Here is a 22,686-nt window from a genome sequence, read left to right as displayed (position 1 = left end):
AAGAAGGAAGTTGTCTATTAGGGTATAACTCTTTAAAATCATCAGACTTCGTGAGGTACAAGTACCCTTTAGCTTTGCAGATCTCTTTTTGGCTTGCAAACTTAATTATATAGGATTGTTCGGAAACTCCTCTTGATACCTATCAATTATCTTTTTATTTTCATTGTCAGTTGGTGTATTCCCTAAATATTTGTACTCCCAAATTACTAACTGGTCATCAAAGCTAAAATCAGTATTGAACCAATTCGTATAATCGTAATGCATCTTAAATTTTCCATTATTCTCTAGAGATAACGTAAATGAGTACCAAGGTTCTTGCTGATTATCTATAAAAACTTTTCTTAATTTTTCACTTAACTCAAATAAGACCCTATCCTTTAACTTAAACTGTTCATCATCAATATCATATTCAATAGGGATTTCTAAGCTGTATTTATAATTTTGTGTATCGTCAGGTGTATTATAGAAAAAGTAAGTTCCTCCCCCATCTTTTGATACTTGGGCATAAAAATAAAATTTATTCCATTCTTCCGGAATCATTTCATTAACTGTTTCAGCTATTTCTCTATATATTTGGTTCATTTTTGTTTCCATACTCAAGGTAATTAACCTCCTGATTGATTTTTGATTGTTTTTTTAACTGGTCTTTTCCCTTCAATTTTATATATGACTTCAAAATAATTAGGTCTAAGTGAATTACCCGAATATACCGGTTCAATCTTTACAGAAACTTTTTTCGGTGGAATTTCTTTCAAAGCATTCGCCCATTGTGTTTCCATTTTATACCACTCGCCACCAGAGCGATTAATTTGGCTATTCTGAGCTACGAGATTATCAATATCTCCTGAGCCATGGAACTGACTACCTATTATGTGACCACCGTCATCGTCACGTAATCTATCTTGCCTACCCGCTACTCTTTGCATACTTTCGTTTCTTTTCCCATCCTTAAGAATTAACTTATCGGCTTCTACATCTACTATTCTTCCTAAATCATCTGTCCTATATTTATATCCGTCTTCAGTTACGTATCTTACCTGCGGAGCTAGCTCTCTTCTACCGTATTTACCTTTTTTATAGTGCTTTCCATAGTCTATTTCTTTAATGTCTTTGTTTACACTTTTATTACCCTTTAAAGATTTATTAGTACTTTCTACCAACGGCTTTCCACTCTTATCTACCCACGTACCTGTCTTCTCGTCATACACAAAGCGTTTGGCTGACACTTTTTTAATTTCTTTTTTGGAGAGCTTCTTGACGGTTGTTTTTCCGCCTTTTTTTATGACCAATTTCACGGATTTCTTTAATACATCTTTCGGATGCAGCCAACCCAAGAATGCAAGCCCTGTTCCATCAAAAGCCGAATCAAGTTCTTCTACCCCACCAACTCTGCTTTCTGGTACTTCATCCACTTCTTTATAAACAACTTTACCCGTTTGAGTGGGATGTTTCCAAATAATTTGGCCATTTTCGTATAAGTAATACGTTCCGTTCGTTTTGCCTTCGATCTCATCAAAGACTTCAACGGTTTTGACAACAGCCACATCTCCGGGGTTTTGCACTTCATTGTTTTTAATTTCAATTTGTGGTGCTTGTCCGTTCTCCCCTTGCTTCACAGATGAAGTTGCAATCCCTATGGTTTCGGCATAAACTTGGTAGGCTTTACCTGAGTGATAAGCTTCTGCGTTAAAATAAAGAGGTGAGATGTTCTCTCCTTGGCGAGTTGCCTCCATCAACTGAGAAAAAGGGCGAAAATGTGCTGCTCTTGAGTTCGAGAACTTACATACTCTTGTGATAACCTATTGTCCAGTTCATTTACTTTATCGACCGTTTGTACCCGTTTCTTTTCAGCTTGATCCATATGGTTGTCGAATGCATCTTTAGAGAAAACCGTCAGAGGGACTAAGTCATTAATTCCGTTAAAAATATGCCGGAGAGCATCCTGTTGATCAGCGACCATTTCCTTTGCCATTCTCCCAGCTTGTTCAACACTATCCTCTAAAAACGGTACCTGCACGACCGTATCTTCAGAAAGATCTACACCCTTCATATCTCCAGGTATCCTATTAAAAAATTCCACATTCATATCAATAAATAGAATCCAAGCGTCCACCACATCAATCTGACCTAGGTAAAATCCTTTAATGGCTTCTGCTCCATGACCTTGAAACTCAGTATTATCCACGATTTTTCTAAACTCTTTTTTCAATGTCTCAAATTGTTCCTTTAACCTAACATACTGTTGGGCTCGTTCTCTGGTTGCAGCTTTCAAGGTTGACGCCTCGTACACTTTACTCCCCATCTACCGTGGCCCTCTCTTTTTATTGTATTTTCTTTAACATGTATCACCTCTAGTTTATTTCCTTTATTATCCAATAACTAAACGCTTTTTCTTATAGTTGTGTGGTTAAAATTTATGATTGATATAAGATTCTAAATAAGTTACCATTACAGGGGTAACTTTTATTAAAAAGAAGGTAGATTGATGTGAATAAACGTGTTTACTTATTAACGATCGTTTCGTTTGTTGTGGGAATGGTTGAGTTAATTATAGGTGGAATTCTAGATCTTATTGCAGAGGATCTCGGTGTAAGTCTAGGTAAAGCTGGATTTCTCATCACGATTTTCTCGCTCGTGTTTGCGATTGCAGCTCCCATTTTGCTGACGATGACGGCTCACATAGAGAGAAAAAGATTAACCCTTATCTCGTTATTGGTATTTTTGATAGGAAACGCACTGGTTATCGTAAGTCCAACGTATTCTATGTTACTGGTTGCTCGAATTTTATCAGCTGCAAGTGGATCGTTACTCGTTGTCCTATGCGTAACGATGGCATCCAATATTGTAGAAGAGAAATATCGTGCTCGCGCGATAGGTGTGGTGTTTATGGGGATCAGTGCTTCCCTTGTACTCGGGATTCCTATCGGTTTAATGTTAGGAAACGCTTTCGGCTGGCGCGCTCCATTCCTCTTAATCACAGCACTTACCGTTTTATCCATACTCGGTGTGTATTTATTTATGGGACGACTCGCTCCAAAGCCTGCGATCCCAATCAGGCAGCAGCTAAAAACATTAAAAAACCGACGCATCTTATTTGCTCAAATTACGTCGTTTCTTTTCTTAGCCGGCCACTTAACACTATACGGTTATCTCACGCCATTTTTAAAAATGACGCTTGGACTTAACGGAACATGGGTCAGCATCGTGTACTTAATCTTTGGTGTTGCGGCTGTACTTGGCGGCGGGATCGGCGGTATGCTCGCTGACCGATTTGGCACGAAGCCTACAATCTTAGGCGTTATAATAATCTTTGGTATCTCAATCTTTATGATTCCATATACAACTTTTGCTTTTCCGCTATTTTTAATGGTGATGATCATTTGGAGCATGCTCAGCTGGGCAATCACGCCTGCGATGCAGAGTTACTTAATCGAGTCGTCTCCTGAAACATCCGATATCCAGCAAAGTCTGAACAACTCCGCGCTTCACTTCGGAATTGCCTTCGGATCCATGATTGGCGGAATCGTGATTGAGAACGCATCTGTCGAGATGAATGCAACGGTCGGCGGATTGTTGGTGATACTGGCTTTAGGGACAGCTGTCATTTCTATGGGTAAAAAGAAGAGTTCTAAAGTCCGCGCACATACAATTAGCTAGGTTGCAAAAACTATGGCATGATAATGGTAGATGAAATTATTTTTCTAGGAGGTGAAACCATTACAATCAACATGTTGTAATGGTGAACAAATGAGTATTCATATCGGCGCAAAACAAGGTGAAATCGCAGAAAGCATCCTATTACCAGGAGATCCGCTTCGAGCAAAATATATCGCAGAAACATTTTTAGAAGATGTAACATGCTACAACGAAGTTCGCGGCATGCTTGGATTCACAGGAATATACAAAGGAAAGCGCGTGTCGGTTCAAGGGACAGGCATGGGGATTCCATCAATCGGAATCTACACAAACGAGTTGATCCGTGAATATGGCGTGAAAAACTTAATCCGCGTTGGTACATGTGGCGCGATTCAACAAGACGTAAAAGTTCGTGACGTAATCCTTGCGATGACAGCATCAACGGATTCACGCATGAACCACTTGGCGTTTCCTAACATCGACTTCGCACCATGCGCCAACTTCGACCTTTTAAGGAAAGCATATGAAGCTGGAACAGCAAAAGGCTTGAAAATCAAGGCAGGTAACGTGTTGACGGCTGACCTATTCTACCGCGACAGCATGGATATCGTGAAAAAGCTTGCGGATAACGGCGTATTAGCGGTTGAAATGGAAACAACAGCACTTTACACAATTGCAGCGAAGTACGGTGTGAACGCACTATCAATCCTGACTGTAAGTGACCACATCTTCACAGGTGAAGAAACAACAGCGGAAGAACGCCAAACGACTTTCAATGACATGATTGAGATGGCGTTGGAAGTAGTTAGTTCAGAACAATAAGCATATAAAAAGGAGGCTCGCAGTGGCCTCCTTTTTTAATACCTTAATTTCATTAAAACACTTTTAATCTCTTCATCATTCATCATTAAATCTGAATGCTTCTCCGTAATTTTGGCAAGCGCCACATCGTGATAAAAGAATTCAATGAAGACTTTAATGAACGGACGGGATTTCGTTTTCATCGCCTGCCAGCTTTGCCCTTCCATCCCTGCAAAAATGACTTCTTCCTCATCTACCACCACTAATCGAAACCGTTCCAACGAATGGTGCTCTTGTGCCGGGATCAGTGTATGTACATGCGATAGCGTTGACTCCAGCTCACCTACTACTAGGACCTCCACATCTACTCCCTGCTTTTCTTTTTCTTGAAGCAGAGAGAGGATCTCCTGAATATCGTCCTGCCAGCCAGAAACTCGAATCGATTTCTCCGCGGATTGCACCAGCTGCTTCGTCTGCGCGCGAATGGACGAATCCACCTTCAGGCTCCAAACGTGTTCATCATAAAATTTTCTCTTCGACGTATTTTTTTCAGCTGCTCCACGTTTTCCTGAAACTCATTCGTAAGCTTTTCAATCACGATCGATAATGGCAGAGCCGTATACAGCTTCTTCTTTTCCGACACTGAATCCAGGACCATCCCTTTTTCAATCATGCGCGAAAGCACTTCATAAATTTTAGATTTAGGAACACCTGAATATTTAACAATGTTCGTTGCGTCCATCGGTTCCTCACTTGATGCGAGGACCTCGAACACCTGACTTTCATATTGTGAAAAACCGAATTTTTGTAACATGGTTCCTCCTGAACGGCCTCCAATCGACCTAGCATACTACATGTATCTTAAAACAATTATGGCCCTTCCGCCAGTCCTCGTAATCATATTCATCTGTTGACTGCGCGTTTTACGGTACGTGTTCTTATATTTGTTACACGTTCGCGCAGGATTAAGGTGTTTACGCGCAGTTGAGTCAAATTTCCACGCGCATTCATTCATTTTTCACGCACGATCACACCAATTGCGCTCAGCCCTCCTTTATTTCCGCGCACCCCAAAAAAATAACACACCATTCTGAACGGTAACACTGCTAAGTCTTCAATAAAAACAGCCCTATTAAACAAAAAATCATCTCAAGGACTATTTTCTTACAAATTTCCAATAAACAGGTTCTCTTTTTACTTTTTTTGGGTATATTTCAAGTGGTACATAGCCGTTCATACCAGTAGAATGTAAAAGACTTACATTTAACTTCAAGGAATTAATGAATAAGGAGGCTCTATCCATATGTTATTTAGTAAAAAGTTAACCATAACATTAATTGGCACCGTTCTTCTTATGAGTGGGTGCCTGAATAACGATGATCCAGACAAAGGAGGTAATGGAACAGTGAGTGGAAAATCTAACAATTTAGTGAGTGTGCAAGATTATACAGGTCAAGGTTTTGATCTACCTAGTGGAGAGAAAAACGATAAAATCGCAGAAGCCGATCGTGACAAAATTGATAAAGCGATGAAACAATTTTTTCTGGATACATACAAAACAGAAGTAAAGGTACATAACATTGTTGGAAACAAGGATGGAGCGACTGTTTTTGTTGAGTCAATAGGCGAGCCTCACTTTTACACGTATGCCATTGTTCCAATAAACGGTCAAGAAAAAGTAATAATGGACGGCATTTGGACGCAGGAAGGACAAGTAGAAGGTTCAATAATGAGTGGAATTTATGCCATGATTTATGATAAAGAGCTAAAAGAATTAGATAACTACTTAGAAAAATTTGTATCCGAACATTCTGTTGTCGGGGTGACTGATGAAGCAATCCAAAACACTTATTCTACCGGTTTCACTACACCTTACTATTATATAACCATACTAGATGAAGCATATGACACATTCTATAAAGAATACATTCAAAATCCTAAAACAACAAAAGAAGAATGGAAGAACAAAGCGAAGTCTCTGAACATAGATCCTGATGGGTATCTCATTACGTTTCAATTATTCATGAAAGAAAAAATCAAAAACCAGATCAGAAAATACTTGATACCATTGTGTCAGATCTTGAGAACATGGATACTCTATCTCCGGGTAGTTACAGTGTGTATCTAAACGACAATACTATCCTTGCAGAATCAGCAAACGGAACGAAAGACAACACAATTGAACGGGCATTTCCTAATGAGATAAAGAAACCATAGGAGGCGACCAATGATTCATGTGAAAAAAGATGTTCAAGTGGTAAGTGATCAAGATTTGGTAGAAATCGCCGGTTATAATGCCTATATGACATATAAACTTAGACAAAAGGTTAATGTAAACGGAAATAAATATGTTGTAATGGATATACATGAGGACAAAATAACAGGGCTCGATGCAGTTGTTTTTCAATCTAATGAAACAAAAGAAATTATCATTGCCTATACAGGAACAAATCCCTCGACACACCAAGATCTCTTAACTGATGCACAGCTATTGAGTGACATGACACCTGCTCAAGTGACCGCTGCCCGTCAATATTTTGATGATATTAATAAGAAATTCGGTCCTGTCTCTTACGTGTGCGGCAACTCGCTTGGCGGCGGGAACGCCAATGCAGTCGGTATTGAGCATCCCGATGTGAAAACCGTTACGCTCAACCCTGCCCTGCTTCCAGAAGGACTCGTTGACTACGATAAAAAGTATACCAATATAACAAACTACTTCTCTCAATATGATGGATTAACAAAAATTGAAACAGCACTGGGGCTCGGTCATCGTATTCCCGGGAATCAGTATACGATTAACAGCGGCATACCGGAGTTTTCAAAATTTTTAACAAACCACACAGGTTATATTGGAGAGGAAAACGGCAAGCAGTATTATTTTATTGGTCAACCTGGCCGACCAGGCTATGGGAAAATTTATATTGATGCTGACGCTTTTGTGGTTTCAAGTATATGGACAGGACAACCCCTTTACGGAGGGCAATCCGATCGAATAAAAATTAACCAAGACAACATGCATGTACTGGCAAGTTCACTAAAAAGTCATGTGATACAAAGAGTCAATTTGGTTGAAACATATTTAAAGAATTCTAATGCTATCGTGCAAGATGAAGGCAGCCGCTATTACGAGAGACTTTCGAACTTACAGGAAACGTTCAGGAGATTGTTTGAAGAAGGAGCTGCAAGTCCACTTTTTGCGGGCATTACAACTTCCGGCTACATTATAAAATCCGCGATTGACGGTATGATCTCTTTGTTAGACACGGCTGAATCGAGTGCCAAAGCCTTAAATGCTGTACTCAATTCACCACCCGCTCAGATTATAGAGCACGTCTTCCGACAAAACATTGAAACAGAGACTCTCTTTAATGACGCTAGGAATTTCTTGCTTACGATACGATCTGACGTCGATGAACTCTCTCACTTTCTTCCTAATTTTGTCGCCAACACAATACCTAAATTGTTCGAAGGCGGAACGGATCATTTTATGGATGCCGTTGTTGGTGAGTTGCAGGCACATTTCGAAATTATTGGTAAAAACAACACTTTAATCGGAAAACATCTTACAGACTATCAAAGCCAAGTAACATATGTCGCAGTAGATTTTAAGAATCGGGATACGCTGCTGGCAAATGCCATTAACAATAAAGCTACAGCTTCATTAGGAGCACCTACCGTAGATCCGACTCGTACCTATCTTATGGAGGAGTCGCCTTATCTCAAAATGGGAATGAAAATACTAGAAATTCAACTAGACCTCGCATACGAAAGAGTAAAAAACATTACTCATGGTTTATTATTGCCTCTTTTAGCAGGACTTGAGCTTATCACCATCCAGCTGGAAAGTACGTTAGAGAGTATTTCTGCAATTATAAAAGGTGCACTTCACGTTGCCTTAAACAGAACTGTGCCAGGTATGCTTCTCGGCTTTTTCTCTGATTATGATGATAAAATTCGCGATAAAGTACATGCCGCACTCGAACCAATCGATGAACTCGCGGATACGGTAGAAGGACTTCGCCGTGGAATAGGTAATCTAATCGCCTACTTTCCGCAATTGTTAGAGAACTTTAAGCCATATCTCTACTCTGCACTCTTCAGCCAGTCCAACTTTTATAATGTGTATTTGTACAATCTTGCCGCGATGAGTATTTTAGAAGATATGGATCGTCTATTTAAAGACATCGTGTTCCAATTATCGGATCAGGAAGAAGGAATGGCGATTGAAGCACTATGTGAAGTTTCGGAGGCGGTTAAGCAAAACATGAACATTCTGAACGAACAGGTGGATCGCGGAACAATAACTTAAGACGAGGCTGGCTCATAGGGTCGGTCTTTTTTGTATGGTTTTACGGTACGTGTTCTTATATCTGTTACACGTTCGCGCAGTTTGTAGCCGTTTCCGCGCAGTTTCCCTCTACTTTCACGCTCTTTACCCTTGTTTCCGCGCAAGTATATTAATTTTACGCGCAGCTGCGGCTTTTTTCGCGCAGTACACATTTTCGCCTGGTGAAATCCGCATCATAAACCCCGGTTAATGGCAATATCAGCGAATGAATACAGTCTTAAATGAAGGTAGCTGATATATTTAATGAAAAAATACGTGTTAGCGAGTATTTATTTTAGTCATTTCAGTGTGGAGAGCTCCCGTTCAGGATGTTCTACTAAATTACGTGAAAGGACGGATGCGGAGGCAGAGATTTCAGGAAAATTAGGCAAATGAACTGGCATGAACTATACAAATAATACACCGCGTACAATGCGTGAAAGGTGGAGCTCTTTCGTTTCATTTTTTTGTTTGGCAACTAAGACATAATTCAATATAATGGTAAATAAAGGATGGGGGGTTCAATGAAAAATCTACTAAGGCTTTTATTAGTTTGTTTAATTTTAACAGTCTTCACGGATGGTATGACACCAACAGCTTCTGCTAGTGCTACTTCCACAAATAAGGTGCTTTATATTCATGCAGATTCAGCAAACATTCGCAGTGGATTAGGTGCGGAACACAAGATCATAGCTACAAGTATTTTTAGAACAAAAGTCACCGCATCGAAATATGACTACAATAGAAAAAAGAATTGTGGTATTATGTACAGCTTCCTAATAAGAAATATGGTTGGGTAAATAACAAATATGTGAGTTCAAAAATCCCAGCCTATAAACCAATTCGTGCACCACTTATTTTGCAAATGCCAGAACTGGCACGTGGATGCGAAGTTACAAGTCTTGCGATGATGCTTAACCAGGCTGGGAAGCGAGTAAGTAAGATGACGCTCGCGAAAGAAGTAAAAAAAGATCCTACCCCATACAAGAAAAAAACGGGAAGGTCTATTTTGGTAATCCGCATGTGGGTTTTGTCGGTGATATGTACACATTTAAAAAATCGGGGTACGGTGTCTACCATAAGCCTATTGAGGATTTAGCAAGAAAGTATTTAGGTAAAAGAGTCGTAAATCTTACTGGAAAATCGTTTAATGAAGTAAAAAAACAACTTGATCAAAGAAAGCCAGTTTGGGTCATTGTTAATTCTCAGTTCTCTAGGTTACCAGAGTCTTCTTTTCAATACTATTACACGCCTCAAGGGCCAATAAAAATTACATATCGTGAACATTCCGTGCTTTTAACTGGATATGAAGGTCAGTATGTCTACGTCAATAATCCTTTATCTAAACAAAAAAACCGAAAATTAAATATGAAACATTTTATAGCTGGTTGGGAACAGATGGGTAAACAAGCTATCAGTTATAATTAAAATAGAAAAACCAATTCGCTTTTATGAATTGGTTTTTTTATAACTTATTCTTTTATTGAGCCATTTTTTTCAGATCGGCTTCCGTTCCTTGAATGATTAATGGACGTTTGTCCGAATCTACCCACTTCATTAAACGCAATACATTACCTTCCTGAAGAGCAGTACAACCTGCTGTTGGACTCGAACCATTTCGCCACACGTGCAGAAAAATAGCACTTCCTTTTCCAGCAACTTGATCTTCGTTGTAGCGAATAACAGCTGCGTACTTATATAATGGTTGCTTCAACCGTTCAAATGATTTCCACTTAGAAAGTGGATTCCCTTTGTAAACCTTCCATGTATTATAGTCTTTAGACTTTACGTCATCGATCCAATAATCATAAGAGGTAGTTTTTTTATATGACATTTTTATTCCTTTTGGCTTATTTACTGTACCGAACCCTTGCCCTATAAAATACATGCCGGCTGGGGATTTTCCATCGCCCTCTCTTTTTTCGAGGAGATTCCATTTTTACCTATGACTGCAGGAAATGTATATACGCGTTTCCAGCTGCCATTCTTATATTCATAAGCTGCAAGTGTCGCTTTAAATGAATTATTTCTGTCTGCTTTAACAATGATTACTTGTTTGGATTTTTTCTTTTTAATAGCGTGTGATAATAATTGCTTTTCGTAGGGCATCCGTTTTGTTGAGCTGACTCGCTCTGATAAAATCCCAATAATCAACAACAAGGAGAAAACACATACTACTAATCTTTTTAATTTCACAAAAATAACTCCCTTTATCCAAATATTTCATATTATACTAATTATTGCAAATATACTATTACTTTTGGAGGGTTTTATGAAAAATAAATTACTGGCACTCCTCTTATGTACCGGATTGACTTTTCCGTTCATGGTTTCTCCTGCCAATGCAGCAGATTATGTGAACTTAACTCAAACCGCTACATATACCAGCATCACCAAAGATATTAAGGAGCTTGCCTTCCATTACCCTGGACTCATTACTTATAAATCATTAGGCAAAACCATATATGGCCGAGATATCTGGGCCGTTAAGCTAGGTAAAGGAGACGCTACCGTTTTTTACAATGGCGCTCATCACGGACGCGAATGGATCTCTACAAATATTACAATGGAAATGATAGATCAGTATGCAAATGCTTATAAGAACAAATCTAACTTTGATGGCTACAATGTTTTTAATCTATTAAACAACGTGTCTATTTGGTTTGTTCCCATGGTTAATCCAGATGGAGTTACCCTCCAACAGTTTGGAGCAAAAGCGTTTCCATCAAGTGTAAGAGCTAACTTAATCAAGATGAATAATGGTAGCAAAAACTTTAAGCGTTGGAAAGCAAATGCACAAGGAATCGATCCAAACCGTCAGTACCCTGCAGGATGGAGCAAGCTCAGAAATAACCCTAGCAGGCCTTCCTTCAAAAATTATAAAGGAACAAAACCGCTGCAAACGATTGAAAACAAGTTATTATATGATTTTACATACTATGTGGACCCTGAAATAACGGTTTCCTACCACTCAGCAGGGCGCATTCTTTATTGGCATTACAACAACACAAAGGCAAATTACAAAAGAGACTACACTCTGGCAAAAGCCTTCTCTTCTATGACTGGGTATTCACTCGTTAAACCTAGCTCAGGCGGTGGAGGTGGATATAAGGATTGGTTCATTACTGAATTCCAACGTCCTGCTTTTACACCAGAACTAAGTTATGCTGTGAACGAAACGAATCCTCCTTTATCTGTCATCCCTGAAGAGTGGAGACGCAACAAAAAAGCAGGTCTTTATCTTGCTGACGAGGGCAGAAAACTTTGGGAAGCTAAATTAAAGAAAACAAACTACCTAATTACGAAGTTTGACAACACCTATCTATACGACCGACCAGGGTCAAAGTATAAAACAACATTGCGTTTTAACGCACAGCCTGCAACGGTTATAGCAGAAAACAGCAACTTTTTTAGACTAAATACTATTCACGGAAAAAAATGGGTTCCAAAAGGAGATTTTGTAGTAGGTGCTATTACAGATTTTTCAAAGAATCCCGTTAATCTATTGTTAACTGAACCACTAAAACTTTATAACTTTCCGCTAGAAAACAAGGCTACTTCAAAAACGATTAATGCTGGTGAAGTTAAAGCCGTAAAGTCCTATAAAAACTGGTATGCGATCCAGACTTCATATGGGGTAAAATGGATTAAACAGAAGAATATGATTCAGAACTATAAACCGGTTGCCATTAACAAAGACATACAGTTATCTAACGCAAAAAATCTATACACGTATCCGATAGAAGTAAGGAAAACAGATACTGTTCTTCAAAAAGGTAAAGTCCGGGTAACAAAAAAATGGAAAGATATTTGGTATTACATTGAATCCCCAGAAGGTAAGGGATGGGTAAAAGAATATAAAGCTCAATAAGAAAAGGGAGTCTATCTGGCTCCTTTTTTTGTGTTAATTTGTTGGGATGCTGATGGTGTGGAGGTCCAGCACTTTCAAGGATTTACGGTACGTGTTCTTATATCTGTTACACATTCGCGCAGGATTGCGGTGTTTACGCGCAGTTGAGTTAGAATCTCACGAGCATCGGGCAAAATTTCACGCGCGATCCCATTAATTGCGCGCACTTTCCCTCCGTTTACGCGCACCCACTCACAAACAATAAAAAAATCCTCTTCAGAAGCAGGATATCGTCGAAAAACAAAGAACTTTAGGGTAAATCATATAAGGAGTGATGCAATGTTATTAAAAGAAGCAACAGAATCTATTAAAATTAGGCAATTACGTATCATGTTACACCGTTCTTATCCCGAATTCCTTTTTCGAAAAGAAATGGAGAATGAACTTGCCCGAAGTATCGCTGGTTACCAAGGCGAAAAATCGATGGACTTCCACTTGAACTTACTGCCAGATGACGACACGTTTATCTTCCACGACCTCCGCATTCCCTATGGATCCAACCACTTTCAGATCGATATCCTCATCTTAACAACAAAATTCTTTCTTATCATTGAAGTGAAAAACATGTCCGGAACATTAATCTTTGATCAAGAATTTTATCAACTAAATCGTATTTCTAAAGACAAAGAAGAAACATTTCCAGACCCGATCTCGCAACTCTACCGCCAAACTTTTCTATTAAAAGAATGGTTGAAACAGCATCGGTTTCCCGCTATCCCCATTGAGTCACTCGTCATCATAAGCAACCCTCAGACTTGTATAAAAATGATTCCTCAAAACACTCCAGCTAGAAAGACAGTCACGCACAGTACAAATCTTTTGGCCAGGTTTCACGGGTATCAAAACAGATATAAAGAAGAGAAAATTACGAGAAAAGAAATTAAAAAACTATCGAGGACTTTACTAAAACAACACAGCTCCAAGACTCCCGATCTGTTCAAACAGTTTTCTTTAGTGGACCACGATATACAAAAAGGTGTAGCCTGTCCAAAATGTATGGCACTACCAATGGTGTGGCAAAAAGGACAATGGTTTTGTGTGCGATGCGGCCATGAAAATAAGGATTCTCACCTACAAGCATTGAAAGAATACGCCACCCTCTATAAAACTTTCATTACCATCCGCGAATGTTGCGACTTCCTTCAGATTCCCTCTCGCCACATGGTTAGGCATTTATTGAATAAGAGTAATCTCCCTACATCGAGTAATGGCCTTCACCATATTTTTCATTTAAACGAGCTGGATTAACGATTTTCCGGTACGTGTTCTTATATCTGTTACACATTCGCGCAGTGCACAGCGTTTTACGCGCGGTTCTCCCTCACTTCCACGCGCCATTCCCTTGTTCACGCGCAGCTGCCGCACTTTCACGCGCAGCTATATTAATTTTGTGCGCACCACCCCCTCCCACCTACGAAAAAGCACATCAAAAACCCCAGTCATAGGACAATTTTCACCATGAATACAGTGGTTGAGGGAGGTGGTTGATGAATTTAATGAAAAAATGCGTGTTAGCGAGTATTCTCATGTTCATTTTGATCCTTTCAGGGTGCGGGATTCCGTTCAGGATGACAACTCTTGCAATATAAAAAAGAGGCATGACGATTTCGTCAGCCTCTTTATGATTTTACGAGATGAAACGAAAAGACCTTGGACGGTCCGATGTTTTCTTGTATCACATCACACTAAATGTATATTTTGTCTTTGAACGGAAAACCTCACCTTTTTCAAGAATGTTGGATGGAAAATGAGGATGGTGAATACTGTCCGGAAGACCCTGAGTTTCTAAGCAGAGACCAAGGTATTTACGGGACTTTACACCACGTATTTCAAAATCTGAAGATAACTGCGTTCCAGTGTATAAGACGACAGCCGGCTGATCGGTTTCAACAGAAAGCACTCTGCCACTCTCTTCGTCTTTCAAAACAATCTCTTTGTTTTGATTGTCAGATAATAAGAACGGGTGATCATACCCTTTCCCCGCTAGTATATTTTGAGCATGGTGGGAATCTACTCCGCTTTTAATAAATTTACCTTCCCTGAAATCAAATGGCGTCCCTCCTACCGGTAGAATTTCACCTGTAGGAATCAGTTCATTATCAAGTTTAAGAAATGATTCGCTCTTCAATGATAATTCGTGATTCAGAACATCCCTCTTTAAGTTTCCTGACAAGTTAAAATAAGAGTGGTTTGTTACATTTAGTAGTGTTTTTTTATCTGAAATCGCTTCATAAGTAATAGTGAATTCATTTGTATCCGATAAGCTATACGTTACTTGTATTTCTACATTACCCGGATATCCTTCTTCTCCGTCAGGACTTACGTACGTGTAAACCACACTATTCTCATGACCACCAGTCTTTATTTCTGTGTTCCATACGACCTTGTCAAAGCCTTGTATGCCACCATGTAAATGATTTCCCATATTGTTTTTTTCAAGCTGGTACGTTTGTCCATCCAAGTTAAACGTACCACCTTTTATTCTGCCAGCAAATCGTCCAACTACCGCTCCAAAATAAGGCGAATACTTCTCATATTCTTCAATAGAGTCAAAGCCGAGGACTACATTTTCCAAATGACCATTTTTATCTGGCACATCCATCTTTGTAATAATGCAGCCGTAATCGATGCTTGTAACCTCCATCCCTTGCTTGTTTACTAGAGTAGTGGATGTTACAGTTTGGCCGTTGATTTCTCCAAATTTCTTCTGAATGACCTCCATCACAACATTCTCCTTACTAGAAGATTGGCATTCGCCAGTTCACTAACGAATGCCCGATTTTCCTGTATAGTTACTAATTTAAGGAATGTAAGAACTGCTGAAAAGCTTTTCGCCCTTTAGCGTCCCGCTTATAAACACCTGCGTCCTCAAGAACCTGAAGAAATTTATATCCTACTTCTTTTTGTAGGATTTCTTCAACGGAACTCTCGTTTATCTCTCCCTTATAACGAGCCTTCATATCATTTGCCCATGGCAGATGATATTCGCTCACTTCATTTTGAAATCCTAATAAATAGTTTTTTACATTTTCCAATTCAACTTTCAGCCTGGCCGGTAATACAGCAAGACCCATTACTTCAATGAGACCTATGTTTTCCTTTTTGATATGGTGCACTTCTTCATGGGGATGAAAAATACCAAGGGGATGCTGATCACTCGTTCGATTATTTCTTAATACAAGATCCATCTCAAATTCACCGTTTCTAAAACGTGCAATCGGAGTAATGGTGTTATGCCTTGCATCTCCCGTTGATGAAACAATACCTACACTTGGATCGTTATGTGAAATCCATTTATTCAAAATGAGTTTCGAGGCATCTGCAAGCTCATTTATATCTCTTCCTCTTAAACGAATAACAGACATCGGCCACTTAATCGTTGTGGCTGTTAACTCTGGAAATGCATCCAGTGAAAACGAGTAGTCATCTTCGGCTTTTGCCATCGCAAATTCGTAATTTCCGCCTTGATAATGGTCGTGACTTAAGATGGACCCTCCCACAATCGGAAGGTCTGCATTCGATCCTGCAAAATAATGCGGGAACTGATCAACAAACGATAATAGGCGTTTGAACGTATCTCGACTGATTTTCATGTCACGATGTTCACTAGAGAATAAAATACAATGCTCATTGTAATAGACGTAAGGTGAGTATTGAAGAAACCATTCCTCGTCCTTAAGATTTATAGGTATCAACCTATGATTTGAACGCGCAGGATAACCGATTCTTCCTTCGTACCCTTCGTTTTCCATGCATAGCAGACATTTCGGATAATCGGAGTTTGAGAATTTGATTTCCTTTTCCATTGCGATTTGTTTTGGATCTTTTTCCGGTTTAGATAAATTAATAGTAATATCCAGCTCACCGTATGTCGTTTTCGTTTTATAATTAATATTCTTGGCAATTCTTTTCGTTTGAATATAGTTGCTGTTTTGACTTAGCTCATAAAAGAATGACGTTGCTGCTTTTGGATCTTCTTTATACTTTTCTATGAACATTTTGTTCAGATCCGAAGGACGAGGCATAAAAACATTCATTATCTTACTAGAGAATATTTCTTTTTCATCCAACAAGTCTCTTATGATTCCCTTTTCCACAGCATAAATCTCAAGTTGCTCTAAAAGATTTGGAATGCTTTCGTCTGTCCATTCACTCTCTTCTTTTACAAAATGATCAAGCTCAAGAAGTGCAATCATCTGGTTACGAACATATACTTCGTCTCGTTGATCGATTAAATCTAAAGCTATTGCTTTATGAATTATACTTTGTATAACTGAATAGATTTCCATCCAATGCCTCCTACTGGTCATAACCTTGAGGATGTGATTGGTGCCATTTCCATGCGTCTTCAATGATTTGATTAATTTCTGTACGTTTCGGCTCCCAACCAAGTTTTTCCATAGCTTTTGCAGAAGACGCTACCAAGCTCGCTGGATCTCCTGCTCTTCTCGGTGTCACTTTTTCAGGAATGGTGTGACCTGTTACTTTTCTAGCCGTCTCAATAATTTGTTGAACCGAGTACCCCTGACTGCTACCTAGGTTAAAAATATTACTTTCTCCACCGTTTTGAAGATACTGAAGAGCCAAGATATGAGCATCGATCAAATCTTCAACATGAATATAATCGCGGATACATGTACCATCTTCTGTATCATAGTCATCCCCGAAAATGGATATGAACTCTCGTTTTCCAAGTGCGACCTGAAGTACGAGTGGAATCAAGTGCGTCTCTGGCTGGTGGTCTTCTCCAATTTCTCCAGTTGAACGCGCTCCCGCAACGTTAAAATAACGCAGGGAAACATATTTCATTCCATAAGCGATATCACACCATTTCATTAGTTTTTCCATGATTAACTTGGTATCACCGTAAGCACTCGTAGGATTCGTTGGCAGATTTTCCGTAATTGGCATCACTTCTTGATCACCATATGTCGCAGCTGAGGAAGAGAAAACAATATGTTTTACGCCATACTCCCTCATAACTTCAAGCAACACTTGAGTGCCGTATACATTATTATCAAAGTACAATAAGGGTTTATCCATTGATTCTCCAACAAGGGAATTGGCAGCAAAGTGAAGGACACCGGTAATTTTCTCTTTAAAAAAACAGTCCTAAGAAATTCTTGATCGCGGATGTCACCTTCATAAAAAGTCGCATCAGGATGCAGGGACTGTTTATGGCCCGTTTGAAGATTGTCTACAACAACCACTTTATAATCCCTTTCGATCAACTCGTATACCGCATGCGATCCAATGTAGCCAGCACCACCGAGAACAAGAATACTCATTATACGACCTCCCTGGTAATCTCTTTTGCTCCATCACCTATGCTTGCAACGTAAAAGTCAGCTTCGTATCCTATCTTATCTTGATATTCACGTCCAACTTTTACAATAAATTCATCCACTCTGTCACTTTCAATAATGGCAATAGCACATCCACCAAAACCTGCTCCCGTCATTCGTGCACCCAGTAATCCCTCTTGCTTCCAGGCAGCCTCGACCAACGTATCAAGTTCTACACCTGTAACTTCATAATCATCTCTTAAACTATGATGAGAATCGTTCATCAATTTCCCGAAAACTTTTAGTTCTCCACCACGCAATGCCTTAAGAGCTTTTAATGTTCGCTGGTTTTCATATACAGCATGTCGCGCACGCTTCATTAATATCTCGTCACGAATAATCTCTTTATTTGCTTCAAATTCTGCTTCTGAAAGATCTCCTAATTCCTCAATAGCGAGCACTTTTTTCAAACGACTTAAAGCCGTTTCACATTCGCTTCGTCTTTCGTTATATTTAGAATCAGCTAATTCCCTGCGTTTGTTCGTATTCATGATAACGATGCGATATCCATCTAGCGGAAGAGGAGCGTATTCATATTTTAAGGTGTTGCAATCTAGCAGGATACCGTAGTCCGCTTTCCCCATTCCAACAGCAAACTGATCCATAATTCCACTGTTAACACCAATAAATTCGTTCTCAACCCTTTTGCCAAGCTTAATTAGTTCTAAGCGATCCAGATGAAGATTAAACATTTCACTGATCATAACCCCAATCAGCATCTCGAGGGAAGCTGATGAAGATAGTCCTGCACCATTAGGAATGTTTCCATTGATTACGATATTCAATCCACTCGGCAGTGAACCGTACTTCTCTGTTATATAACGAATAACTCCCTTTGCGTAGTTCGCCCATCCATGCTCTTTTCGATAATCTAGTTCATCCAATGTAAACTCAATGACACCTTCATTTGGAAAATTCATGGAAAACAACTTGATCACTTCATCATCTCGTTTTCGAGCAATTCCATATGTACCGTATGTAATGGCACTTGGAAATACATGACCACCGTTATAATCCGTGTGTTCTCCAATTAAATTAATTCGACCAGGTGAAAAGAAAAGCCTAACATCTCCATGTCCATCTACAGGGAAAATTTCATAAAATGTATCGGTTAATCGCTGTAAATTCATCGTATCGTTCCTCTCAAGTTATATCAGAGTGACGGGGAATGAAGACCATGCCTTCAGCAATCTAGTTCACTTTCCCTTAGATAACCCCTGGATGCCACATATCATTAATCTTTTTTATTTGTTCCAATTCACACTTTGGTTTACGGTCATACGTCAACAAACCATTGATTTCTTGTTCAACATCTGTCAATTGAGTGTAGCAATAACCAAATAAAGCTTTAGAACTGTATACCGCCTGCATGATACGCTCATAATCAGCAATGAAATCTTCAGCGTTGTTTACAGATGTATAGCCCCACCCTGAATCCTCTCCTACTTTAAAGCCAATTCCGCCGAATTCTGTAAGCAAAATGGGTTCGCCTTTATGTTCAAAACCATTCGCATATATAGAACGACGAGCAGGTTTAGAAGATAGCACCCCGTCGATTGTCGCAATGTCTTCTTTATATTTTTCATATTTTGCGGTTTCATTTTTATTTCCATGATTATAGTTGTGTACGGCACAAATATCTGTTTTTGTAAGCTCCCACCCATCATTTGATACAACAAGTCTTGTAGTATCCAGAGAATGAATCAGATGATACATCGCTAGTGAATGATGTTGTTGCTGGTGATTGTCACGAACATTTGGAATTCCCCAACTTTCATTAAGAGGTACCCAAGCCACTATTGAAGGGTGGTTATAATCCCTTTCAATAATTTCAATCCATTCTTTAGTAAGTCGCGCAGCGGCATTTTCACTGTATGATGGTGATGCTGCACATTCACCCCAAACAAGGAAGCCAAGCTGATCTGCCCAATAAAGAAAACGAGGATCTTCCACCTTTTGATGCTTTCGGCAGCCGTTGAATCCTAATTTCTTTGATAGCTCAATGTCTTTTACTAAGTCTTCATCAGAAGGTGCGGTTAACAGTCCTTCAGGCCAATATCCTTGATCAAGTACAAGCTTTTGGTAATAGGGACGGTTATTGAGATAAATCATTCCATTTTCGGCATGTACCTTTCTCATTCCAAAATAAGATTCAATCTCGTCGATAACCTCATTATTTTTTAAAACTTTAATTTTCACATCAAACAGGTTTGGATTTTCAGGTGTCCAATTCCATCCGTCATGATGGAATCCTGTTCGAAAAATTTTATGATTATATAGATCAAATGTCCTTCTGTTATAAGGTTCATGAATGGAGACGTTATCCTTTACAATTCGTTCTCCTTTAAACTGGATTTCAAATTGCACGTCAATATCGTCTAAGTGTCCATTGATTTCAAACTCTACTTTAATCTCCCTTGATCTACATCAGGAGTAAACCGAAGTTTGGATAGATGCAGAGGATTAACAGCTTCTAACCAGACGGTCTGCCAGATTCCTGTTGTACGCGTGTACCAAATACCATCTGACTCTTCTATCCAATATTGTTTTCCGCGAGGTATCGTTTCATCTGTTGAAGGATCTTCTACTTTCACCACGATCGTCTGTGTACCGTCCGTAAGCTGGTCTGTTACATCAAAAGAAAAACTAGTGTTTCCACCTTCATGAAAGCCTACATATTTCTCATTTACATAAACCCATGTACGATAATCAACAGCCCCAAAGTGAAGGATAACTCTTTGATCCCTCCAATTGTCAGGTACAGAAAATTCTCGCTTATACCACACGACGTCATGAAAGGCCGGATCTGAAATGCCACTTAATTTTGTCTGATAAGCAAAAGGCACATTTATTTCTTTATCAAATGCTTTAGAATTTTTTAAGTACCATTTCTGTTTAGTTCCTTCGTTTCGGTCATCAAATGTAAAATCCCATGTTCCGTTCAAATTCTGCCACTCTTTACGTACCAGCTGCGGTCTCGGATATTCTTGACGATGCATCATATATATCTCTCCTTTATAGTGGTTCATCTATTACGTTTCTTTATCGAGGAGTTGTCATTGCTACATATTGAAAGCGCTTTACACTCATTGTAGTAGATGGGTAAAACAGCGTCAATATTTTTACTAAAATTTTAACTAAATATTTAACTAAAATCATTGAATGCTTATTTTCTTTCCTATAAAATGATAATGTAAGCGTTTTATATCATATATAAATAGAAAGGATGGTACGATTGAAGCTAGGAAAAATGATTCTCCCCATCGCTACAGCCACCTTTTTTCTTACTACTGCCTGCTCCAACACAGAGAACCCCGAAACCAGCAAAGATTATTTTAAAAATCCAGTATTTGAACCTGTAATTGCAGATCCTTCCATTATTAGAGCGAAAGACGGAAGCTTTTACGCTTATGGTACTGAGGACGATTGGGGTGACGGTGAAGGAAGTAAGTACATACCAATCATTAAGTCTTCAAATTTAAAAGATTGGAAATACATCGGGAATGCATTCACAGACAAAGACCGTCCAACATGGAAACAAGGGGGCTATGGGCACCTGACATTCAACACTATAGGGATAAATACTATCTCTATTATTCTTTATCCACTTGGGGAGATTACGATCCTGGAATAGGTGTTGCTACCAGCGATTCTCCTGAAGGTCCTTTCCAAGACCACGGACAAGTTTTCCGAAGCAGCGAAATTGGTGTAGAAAATTCCATTGATCCTTACTTTATGGAAGATAACGGAATTCCCTATTTATTTTGGGGAAGCTTTCATGGTATTTACGGAGTTGAATTATCAGAAGATGGCATGAAAACTAATGGCGAGCCTTTTCATGTAGCGGGTAATGCCTATGAAGCGCCTTATATTATTAAACGGAACAATTATTATTACTTTTTCGGCTCACTTGGATCGTGCTGCGAAGGGGATGCTAGTACGTACAGGGTATCTGTCGCTCGTTCTGAATCAATCAAAGGACCTTATTTGGACAAAAAAGGTGTAGACATTCTTGCCTCTGAAGGAACACTCGTTATATCAAAAGGTAAGAATTTTGTTGGTCCTGGGCACAATGCCATTATTTCTGATGATAAGGGTAAGGACTGGATCATCTATCATGCTATCGATAAAAATAAGCCTAAGTTAGATAGCGGAGCAACAAGACGTCCTCTTATGGTTGATCCAATGGTTTGGAAAGACGGATGGCCAACGGTAAACGACCTTGTTCCAGGTGAAGGCAAACAAACCCCTCCTTCAATTGATACGAAATAAAAACCTAGCGGGCCGTGTTTGAACGGTCCGCTTATTTTAACTGAGAGGGGTGATAAGTGAGGGTGAGATGACGGCAATCCTATACCCTTGTTTGTTTGTTAGTTTGTTTGTGTTGTTATGGTACGTGTTCTTATATTTATTACAAATTCGCGCGACCATCCTTCATTTACGCGCACTTAAGTGAAGTTTACGCGCAGCTTCTTTTCATTCACACGCGCAAATGAACGATTCCCGCGCACAAAACGGCTAATCGCGCGCACCACACACGATTTAGGAAGTTCTCTAGATCAAAATTAGCTCCTATACATGACAAAAAGTGAGGTAACACAAAATTTTGAAGAAATCGCAGCATAATTACGCTTTTCACTCTATAAAACAAGCATAATGCACCT

The 22,686-nt window shown here is 39.2% G+C and carries 20 protein-coding genes and 3 pseudogenes; 10 read left to right on the top strand and 13 right to left on the bottom strand.

From position 1 onward, the window contains the following. Positions 1-105: 105 nt before the first annotated feature. The 3 genes from ACEWFH_RS04225 to ACEWFH_RS04215 form a co-directional block, all read right to left on the bottom strand. Positions 106-594: an antitoxin YezG family protein gene (locus ACEWFH_RS04225; protein WP_473727208.1), complete on the bottom strand. Its 489-nt coding sequence runs from the start codon at positions 592-594 to the stop codon at positions 106-108. 11 nt (positions 595-605) lie between these two features. Then, on the bottom strand, positions 606-1,160 hold the full coding sequence (locus ACEWFH_RS04220; RefSeq protein ID WP_473727207.1) for a DNA/RNA non-specific endonuclease: 555 nt from the start codon (positions 1,158-1,160) through the stop codon (positions 606-608). Positions 1,161-1,732: 572 nt separating this feature from the next. After that, positions 1,733-2,302 carry a T7SS effector LXG polymorphic toxin gene (locus ACEWFH_RS04215; RefSeq protein WP_473726243.1) on the bottom strand — a complete coding sequence of 190 codons (570 nt, stop codon included), beginning with the start codon at positions 2,300-2,302 and terminating at the stop codon, positions 1,733-1,735. 185 nt (positions 2,303-2,487) lie between these two features. Between ACEWFH_RS04215 and ACEWFH_RS04210 the strand changes: the two genes are divergently transcribed. Together ACEWFH_RS04210 and deoD are read left to right on the top strand one after the other, a co-directional pair. Beyond that, positions 2,488-3,657: an MFS transporter gene (locus ACEWFH_RS04210; RefSeq protein ID WP_473726242.1), complete on the top strand. Its 1,170-nt coding sequence runs from the start codon at positions 2,488-2,490 to the stop codon at positions 3,655-3,657. 90 nt (positions 3,658-3,747) lie between these two features. After that, positions 3,748-4,458: a purine-nucleoside phosphorylase gene (gene deoD / locus ACEWFH_RS04205; protein ID WP_473726241.1), complete on the top strand. Its 711-nt coding sequence runs from the start codon at positions 3,748-3,750 to the stop codon at positions 4,456-4,458. Positions 4,459-4,493: 35 nt separating this feature from the next. Here the strand turns inward: deoD and ACEWFH_RS04200 are convergent. Then, positions 4,494-5,251: pseudogene (locus ACEWFH_RS04200) on the bottom strand (TrmB family transcriptional regulator). A 489-nt stretch (positions 5,252-5,740) separates the two neighbouring features. Here ACEWFH_RS04200 and ACEWFH_RS04195 point away from each other — a divergent pair. The 5 genes from ACEWFH_RS04195 (at position 5,741) to ACEWFH_RS04175 (ending at position 10,195) form a co-directional block, all read left to right on the top strand. Beyond that, entirely contained in the window at positions 5,741-6,565 is an 825-nt protein-coding gene (locus ACEWFH_RS04195) for a DUF1672 family protein (protein WP_473726240.1), read from the top strand. Between the two features lie 99 nt (positions 6,566-6,664). Further along, on the top strand, positions 6,665-8,749 hold the full coding sequence (locus ACEWFH_RS04190) for an SA1320 family protein (RefSeq protein WP_473726239.1): 2,085 nt from the start codon (positions 6,665-6,667) through the stop codon (positions 8,747-8,749). A gap of 542 nt (positions 8,750-9,291) precedes the next feature. Further along, positions 9,292-9,567, top strand: coding sequence for a hypothetical protein (locus ACEWFH_RS04185; RefSeq protein ID WP_473726238.1), 276 nt, complete (start codon positions 9,292-9,294; stop codon positions 9,565-9,567). 65 nt (positions 9,568-9,632) lie between these two features. Next, the gene (locus ACEWFH_RS04180) at positions 9,633-9,866 is read left to right on the top strand and encodes a C39 family peptidase (protein ID WP_473727206.1); all 234 of its coding nucleotides are present in this window, start codon (positions 9,633-9,635) and stop codon (positions 9,864-9,866) included. Beyond that, on the top strand, positions 9,791-10,195 hold the full coding sequence (locus ACEWFH_RS04175) for a C39 family peptidase (protein ID WP_473726237.1): 405 nt from the start codon (positions 9,791-9,793) through the stop codon (positions 10,193-10,195). The genes ACEWFH_RS04180 and ACEWFH_RS04175 overlap by 76 nt, the downstream gene beginning before the upstream one ends. A 52-nt stretch (positions 10,196-10,247) precedes the next feature. On the opposite strand, the gene ACEWFH_RS04170 is transcribed toward ACEWFH_RS04175, so the two are convergent. Together ACEWFH_RS04170 and ACEWFH_RS04165 are read right to left on the bottom strand one after the other, a co-directional pair. Continuing rightward, positions 10,248-10,655: a L,D-transpeptidase family protein gene (locus ACEWFH_RS04170; protein WP_473726236.1), complete on the bottom strand. Its 408-nt coding sequence runs from the start codon at positions 10,653-10,655 to the stop codon at positions 10,248-10,250. Further along, entirely contained in the window at positions 10,643-10,963 is a 321-nt protein-coding gene (locus tag ACEWFH_RS04165; RefSeq protein WP_473726235.1) for a hypothetical protein, read from the bottom strand. Before ACEWFH_RS04165 ends, ACEWFH_RS04170 begins: the two co-directional genes overlap by 13 nt. A 76-nt stretch (positions 10,964-11,039) precedes the next feature. Here ACEWFH_RS04165 and ACEWFH_RS04160 point away from each other — a divergent pair, with 76 nt between their 5' ends. Beyond that, positions 11,040-12,638 (top strand): M14 family metallopeptidase, encoded by a 1,599-nt coding sequence (locus ACEWFH_RS04160; protein ID WP_473726234.1) that lies wholly within the window; start codon positions 11,040-11,042, stop codon positions 12,636-12,638. Positions 12,639-12,712: 74 nt separating this feature from the next. On the opposite strand, the gene ACEWFH_RS04155 is transcribed toward ACEWFH_RS04160, so the two are convergent. Further along, positions 12,713-12,844, bottom strand: coding sequence for a hypothetical protein (locus tag ACEWFH_RS04155; RefSeq protein ID WP_473726233.1), 132 nt, complete (start codon positions 12,842-12,844; stop codon positions 12,713-12,715). A gap of 112 nt (positions 12,845-12,956) precedes the next feature. Here ACEWFH_RS04155 and ACEWFH_RS04150 point away from each other — a divergent pair, with 112 nt between their 5' ends. Then, complete coding sequence (locus ACEWFH_RS04150) at positions 12,957-13,925, top strand: nuclease-related domain-containing protein (protein ID WP_473726232.1); 969 nt, start codon at positions 12,957-12,959, stop codon at positions 13,923-13,925. 427 nt (positions 13,926-14,352) lie between these two features. Here the strand turns inward: ACEWFH_RS04150 and ACEWFH_RS04145 are convergent, their stop codons facing one another. The 6 genes and pseudogenes from ACEWFH_RS04145 to ACEWFH_RS04120 form a co-directional block, all read right to left on the bottom strand. Beyond that, complete coding sequence (locus ACEWFH_RS04145; protein WP_473726231.1) at positions 14,353-15,399, bottom strand: aldose epimerase family protein; 1,047 nt, start codon at positions 15,397-15,399, stop codon at positions 14,353-14,355. 73 nt (positions 15,400-15,472) lie between these two features. Next, positions 15,473-16,966, bottom strand: a complete 1,494-nt coding sequence (galT, locus tag ACEWFH_RS04140; protein ID WP_473726230.1) for a UDP-glucose--hexose-1-phosphate uridylyltransferase — start codon at positions 16,964-16,966, stop codon at positions 15,473-15,475. 10 nt (positions 16,967-16,976) lie between these two features. Next, positions 16,977-17,965, bottom strand: a pseudogene (galE, locus tag ACEWFH_RS04135) (UDP-glucose 4-epimerase GalE). After that, complete coding sequence (locus ACEWFH_RS04130) at positions 17,965-19,152, bottom strand: galactokinase (RefSeq protein ID WP_473726229.1); 1,188 nt, start codon at positions 19,150-19,152, stop codon at positions 17,965-17,967. The pseudogene galE and the gene ACEWFH_RS04130 overlap by 1 nt, the downstream one beginning before the upstream one ends. 76 nt (positions 19,153-19,228) lie before the next feature. Then, positions 19,229-20,389 (bottom strand): glycoside hydrolase family 2 TIM barrel-domain containing protein, encoded by a 1,161-nt coding sequence (locus ACEWFH_RS04125; RefSeq protein ID WP_473726228.1) that lies wholly within the window; start codon positions 20,387-20,389, stop codon positions 19,229-19,231. A 35-nt stretch (positions 20,390-20,424) separates the two neighbouring features. Next, positions 20,425-21,024, bottom strand: coding sequence for a sugar-binding domain-containing protein (locus tag ACEWFH_RS04120; RefSeq protein WP_473726227.1), 600 nt, complete (start codon positions 21,022-21,024; stop codon positions 20,425-20,427). Between the two features lie 224 nt (positions 21,025-21,248). Here ACEWFH_RS04120 and ACEWFH_RS04115 point away from each other — a divergent pair. Further along, positions 21,249-22,294: pseudogene (locus ACEWFH_RS04115) on the top strand (family 43 glycosylhydrolase). Positions 22,295-22,686: the final 392 nt, after the last annotated feature.

The organism is Fictibacillus sp. EA-CB0309 (assembly GCF_055814265.1).
The sequence above is the reverse complement of the archived record's forward strand: the minus strand, read 5'-3'. Positions and strand labels throughout refer to the sequence as shown.

Coding starts and splice junctions, on each gene's coding strand:
- ACEWFH_RS04225 (WP_473727208.1), bottom strand. CDS start 594: ATGGAAACAAAAATGAACCAAATATATAGAGAAATAGCTGAAACAGTT.
- ACEWFH_RS04215 (WP_473726243.1), bottom strand. CDS start 2,302: ATGGGGAGTAAAGTGTACGAGGCGTCAACCTTGAAAGCTGCAACCAGA.
- deoD (WP_473726241.1), top strand. CDS start 3,748: ATGAGTATTCATATCGGCGCAAAACAAGGTGAAATCGCAGAAAGCATC.
- ACEWFH_RS04195 (WP_473726240.1), top strand. CDS start 5,741: ATGTTATTTAGTAAAAAGTTAACCATAACATTAATTGGCACCGTTCTT.
- ACEWFH_RS04190 (WP_473726239.1), top strand. CDS start 6,665: ATGATTCATGTGAAAAAAGATGTTCAAGTGGTAAGTGATCAAGATTTG.
- ACEWFH_RS04185 (WP_473726238.1), top strand. CDS start 9,292: ATGAAAAATCTACTAAGGCTTTTATTAGTTTGTTTAATTTTAACAGTC.
- ACEWFH_RS04180 (WP_473727206.1), top strand. CDS start 9,633: ATGCCAGAACTGGCACGTGGATGCGAAGTTACAAGTCTTGCGATGATG.
- ACEWFH_RS04170 (WP_473726236.1), bottom strand. CDS start 10,655: ATGTATTTTATAGGGCAAGGGTTCGGTACAGTAAATAAGCCAAAAGGA.
- ACEWFH_RS04160 (WP_473726234.1), top strand. CDS start 11,040: ATGAAAAATAAATTACTGGCACTCCTCTTATGTACCGGATTGACTTTT.
- ACEWFH_RS04150 (WP_473726232.1), top strand. CDS start 12,957: ATGTTATTAAAAGAAGCAACAGAATCTATTAAAATTAGGCAATTACGT.
- ACEWFH_RS04145 (WP_473726231.1), bottom strand. CDS start 15,399: ATGGAGGTCATTCAGAAGAAATTTGGAGAAATCAACGGCCAAACTGTA.
- galT (WP_473726230.1), bottom strand. CDS start 16,966: ATGGAAATCTATTCAGTTATACAAAGTATAATTCATAAAGCAATAGCT.
- ACEWFH_RS04130 (WP_473726229.1), bottom strand. CDS start 19,152: ATGAATTTACAGCGATTAACCGATACATTTTATGAAATTTTCCCTGTA.
- ACEWFH_RS04120 (WP_473726227.1), bottom strand. CDS start 21,024: ATGATGCATCGTCAAGAATATCCGAGACCGCAGCTGGTACGTAAAGAG.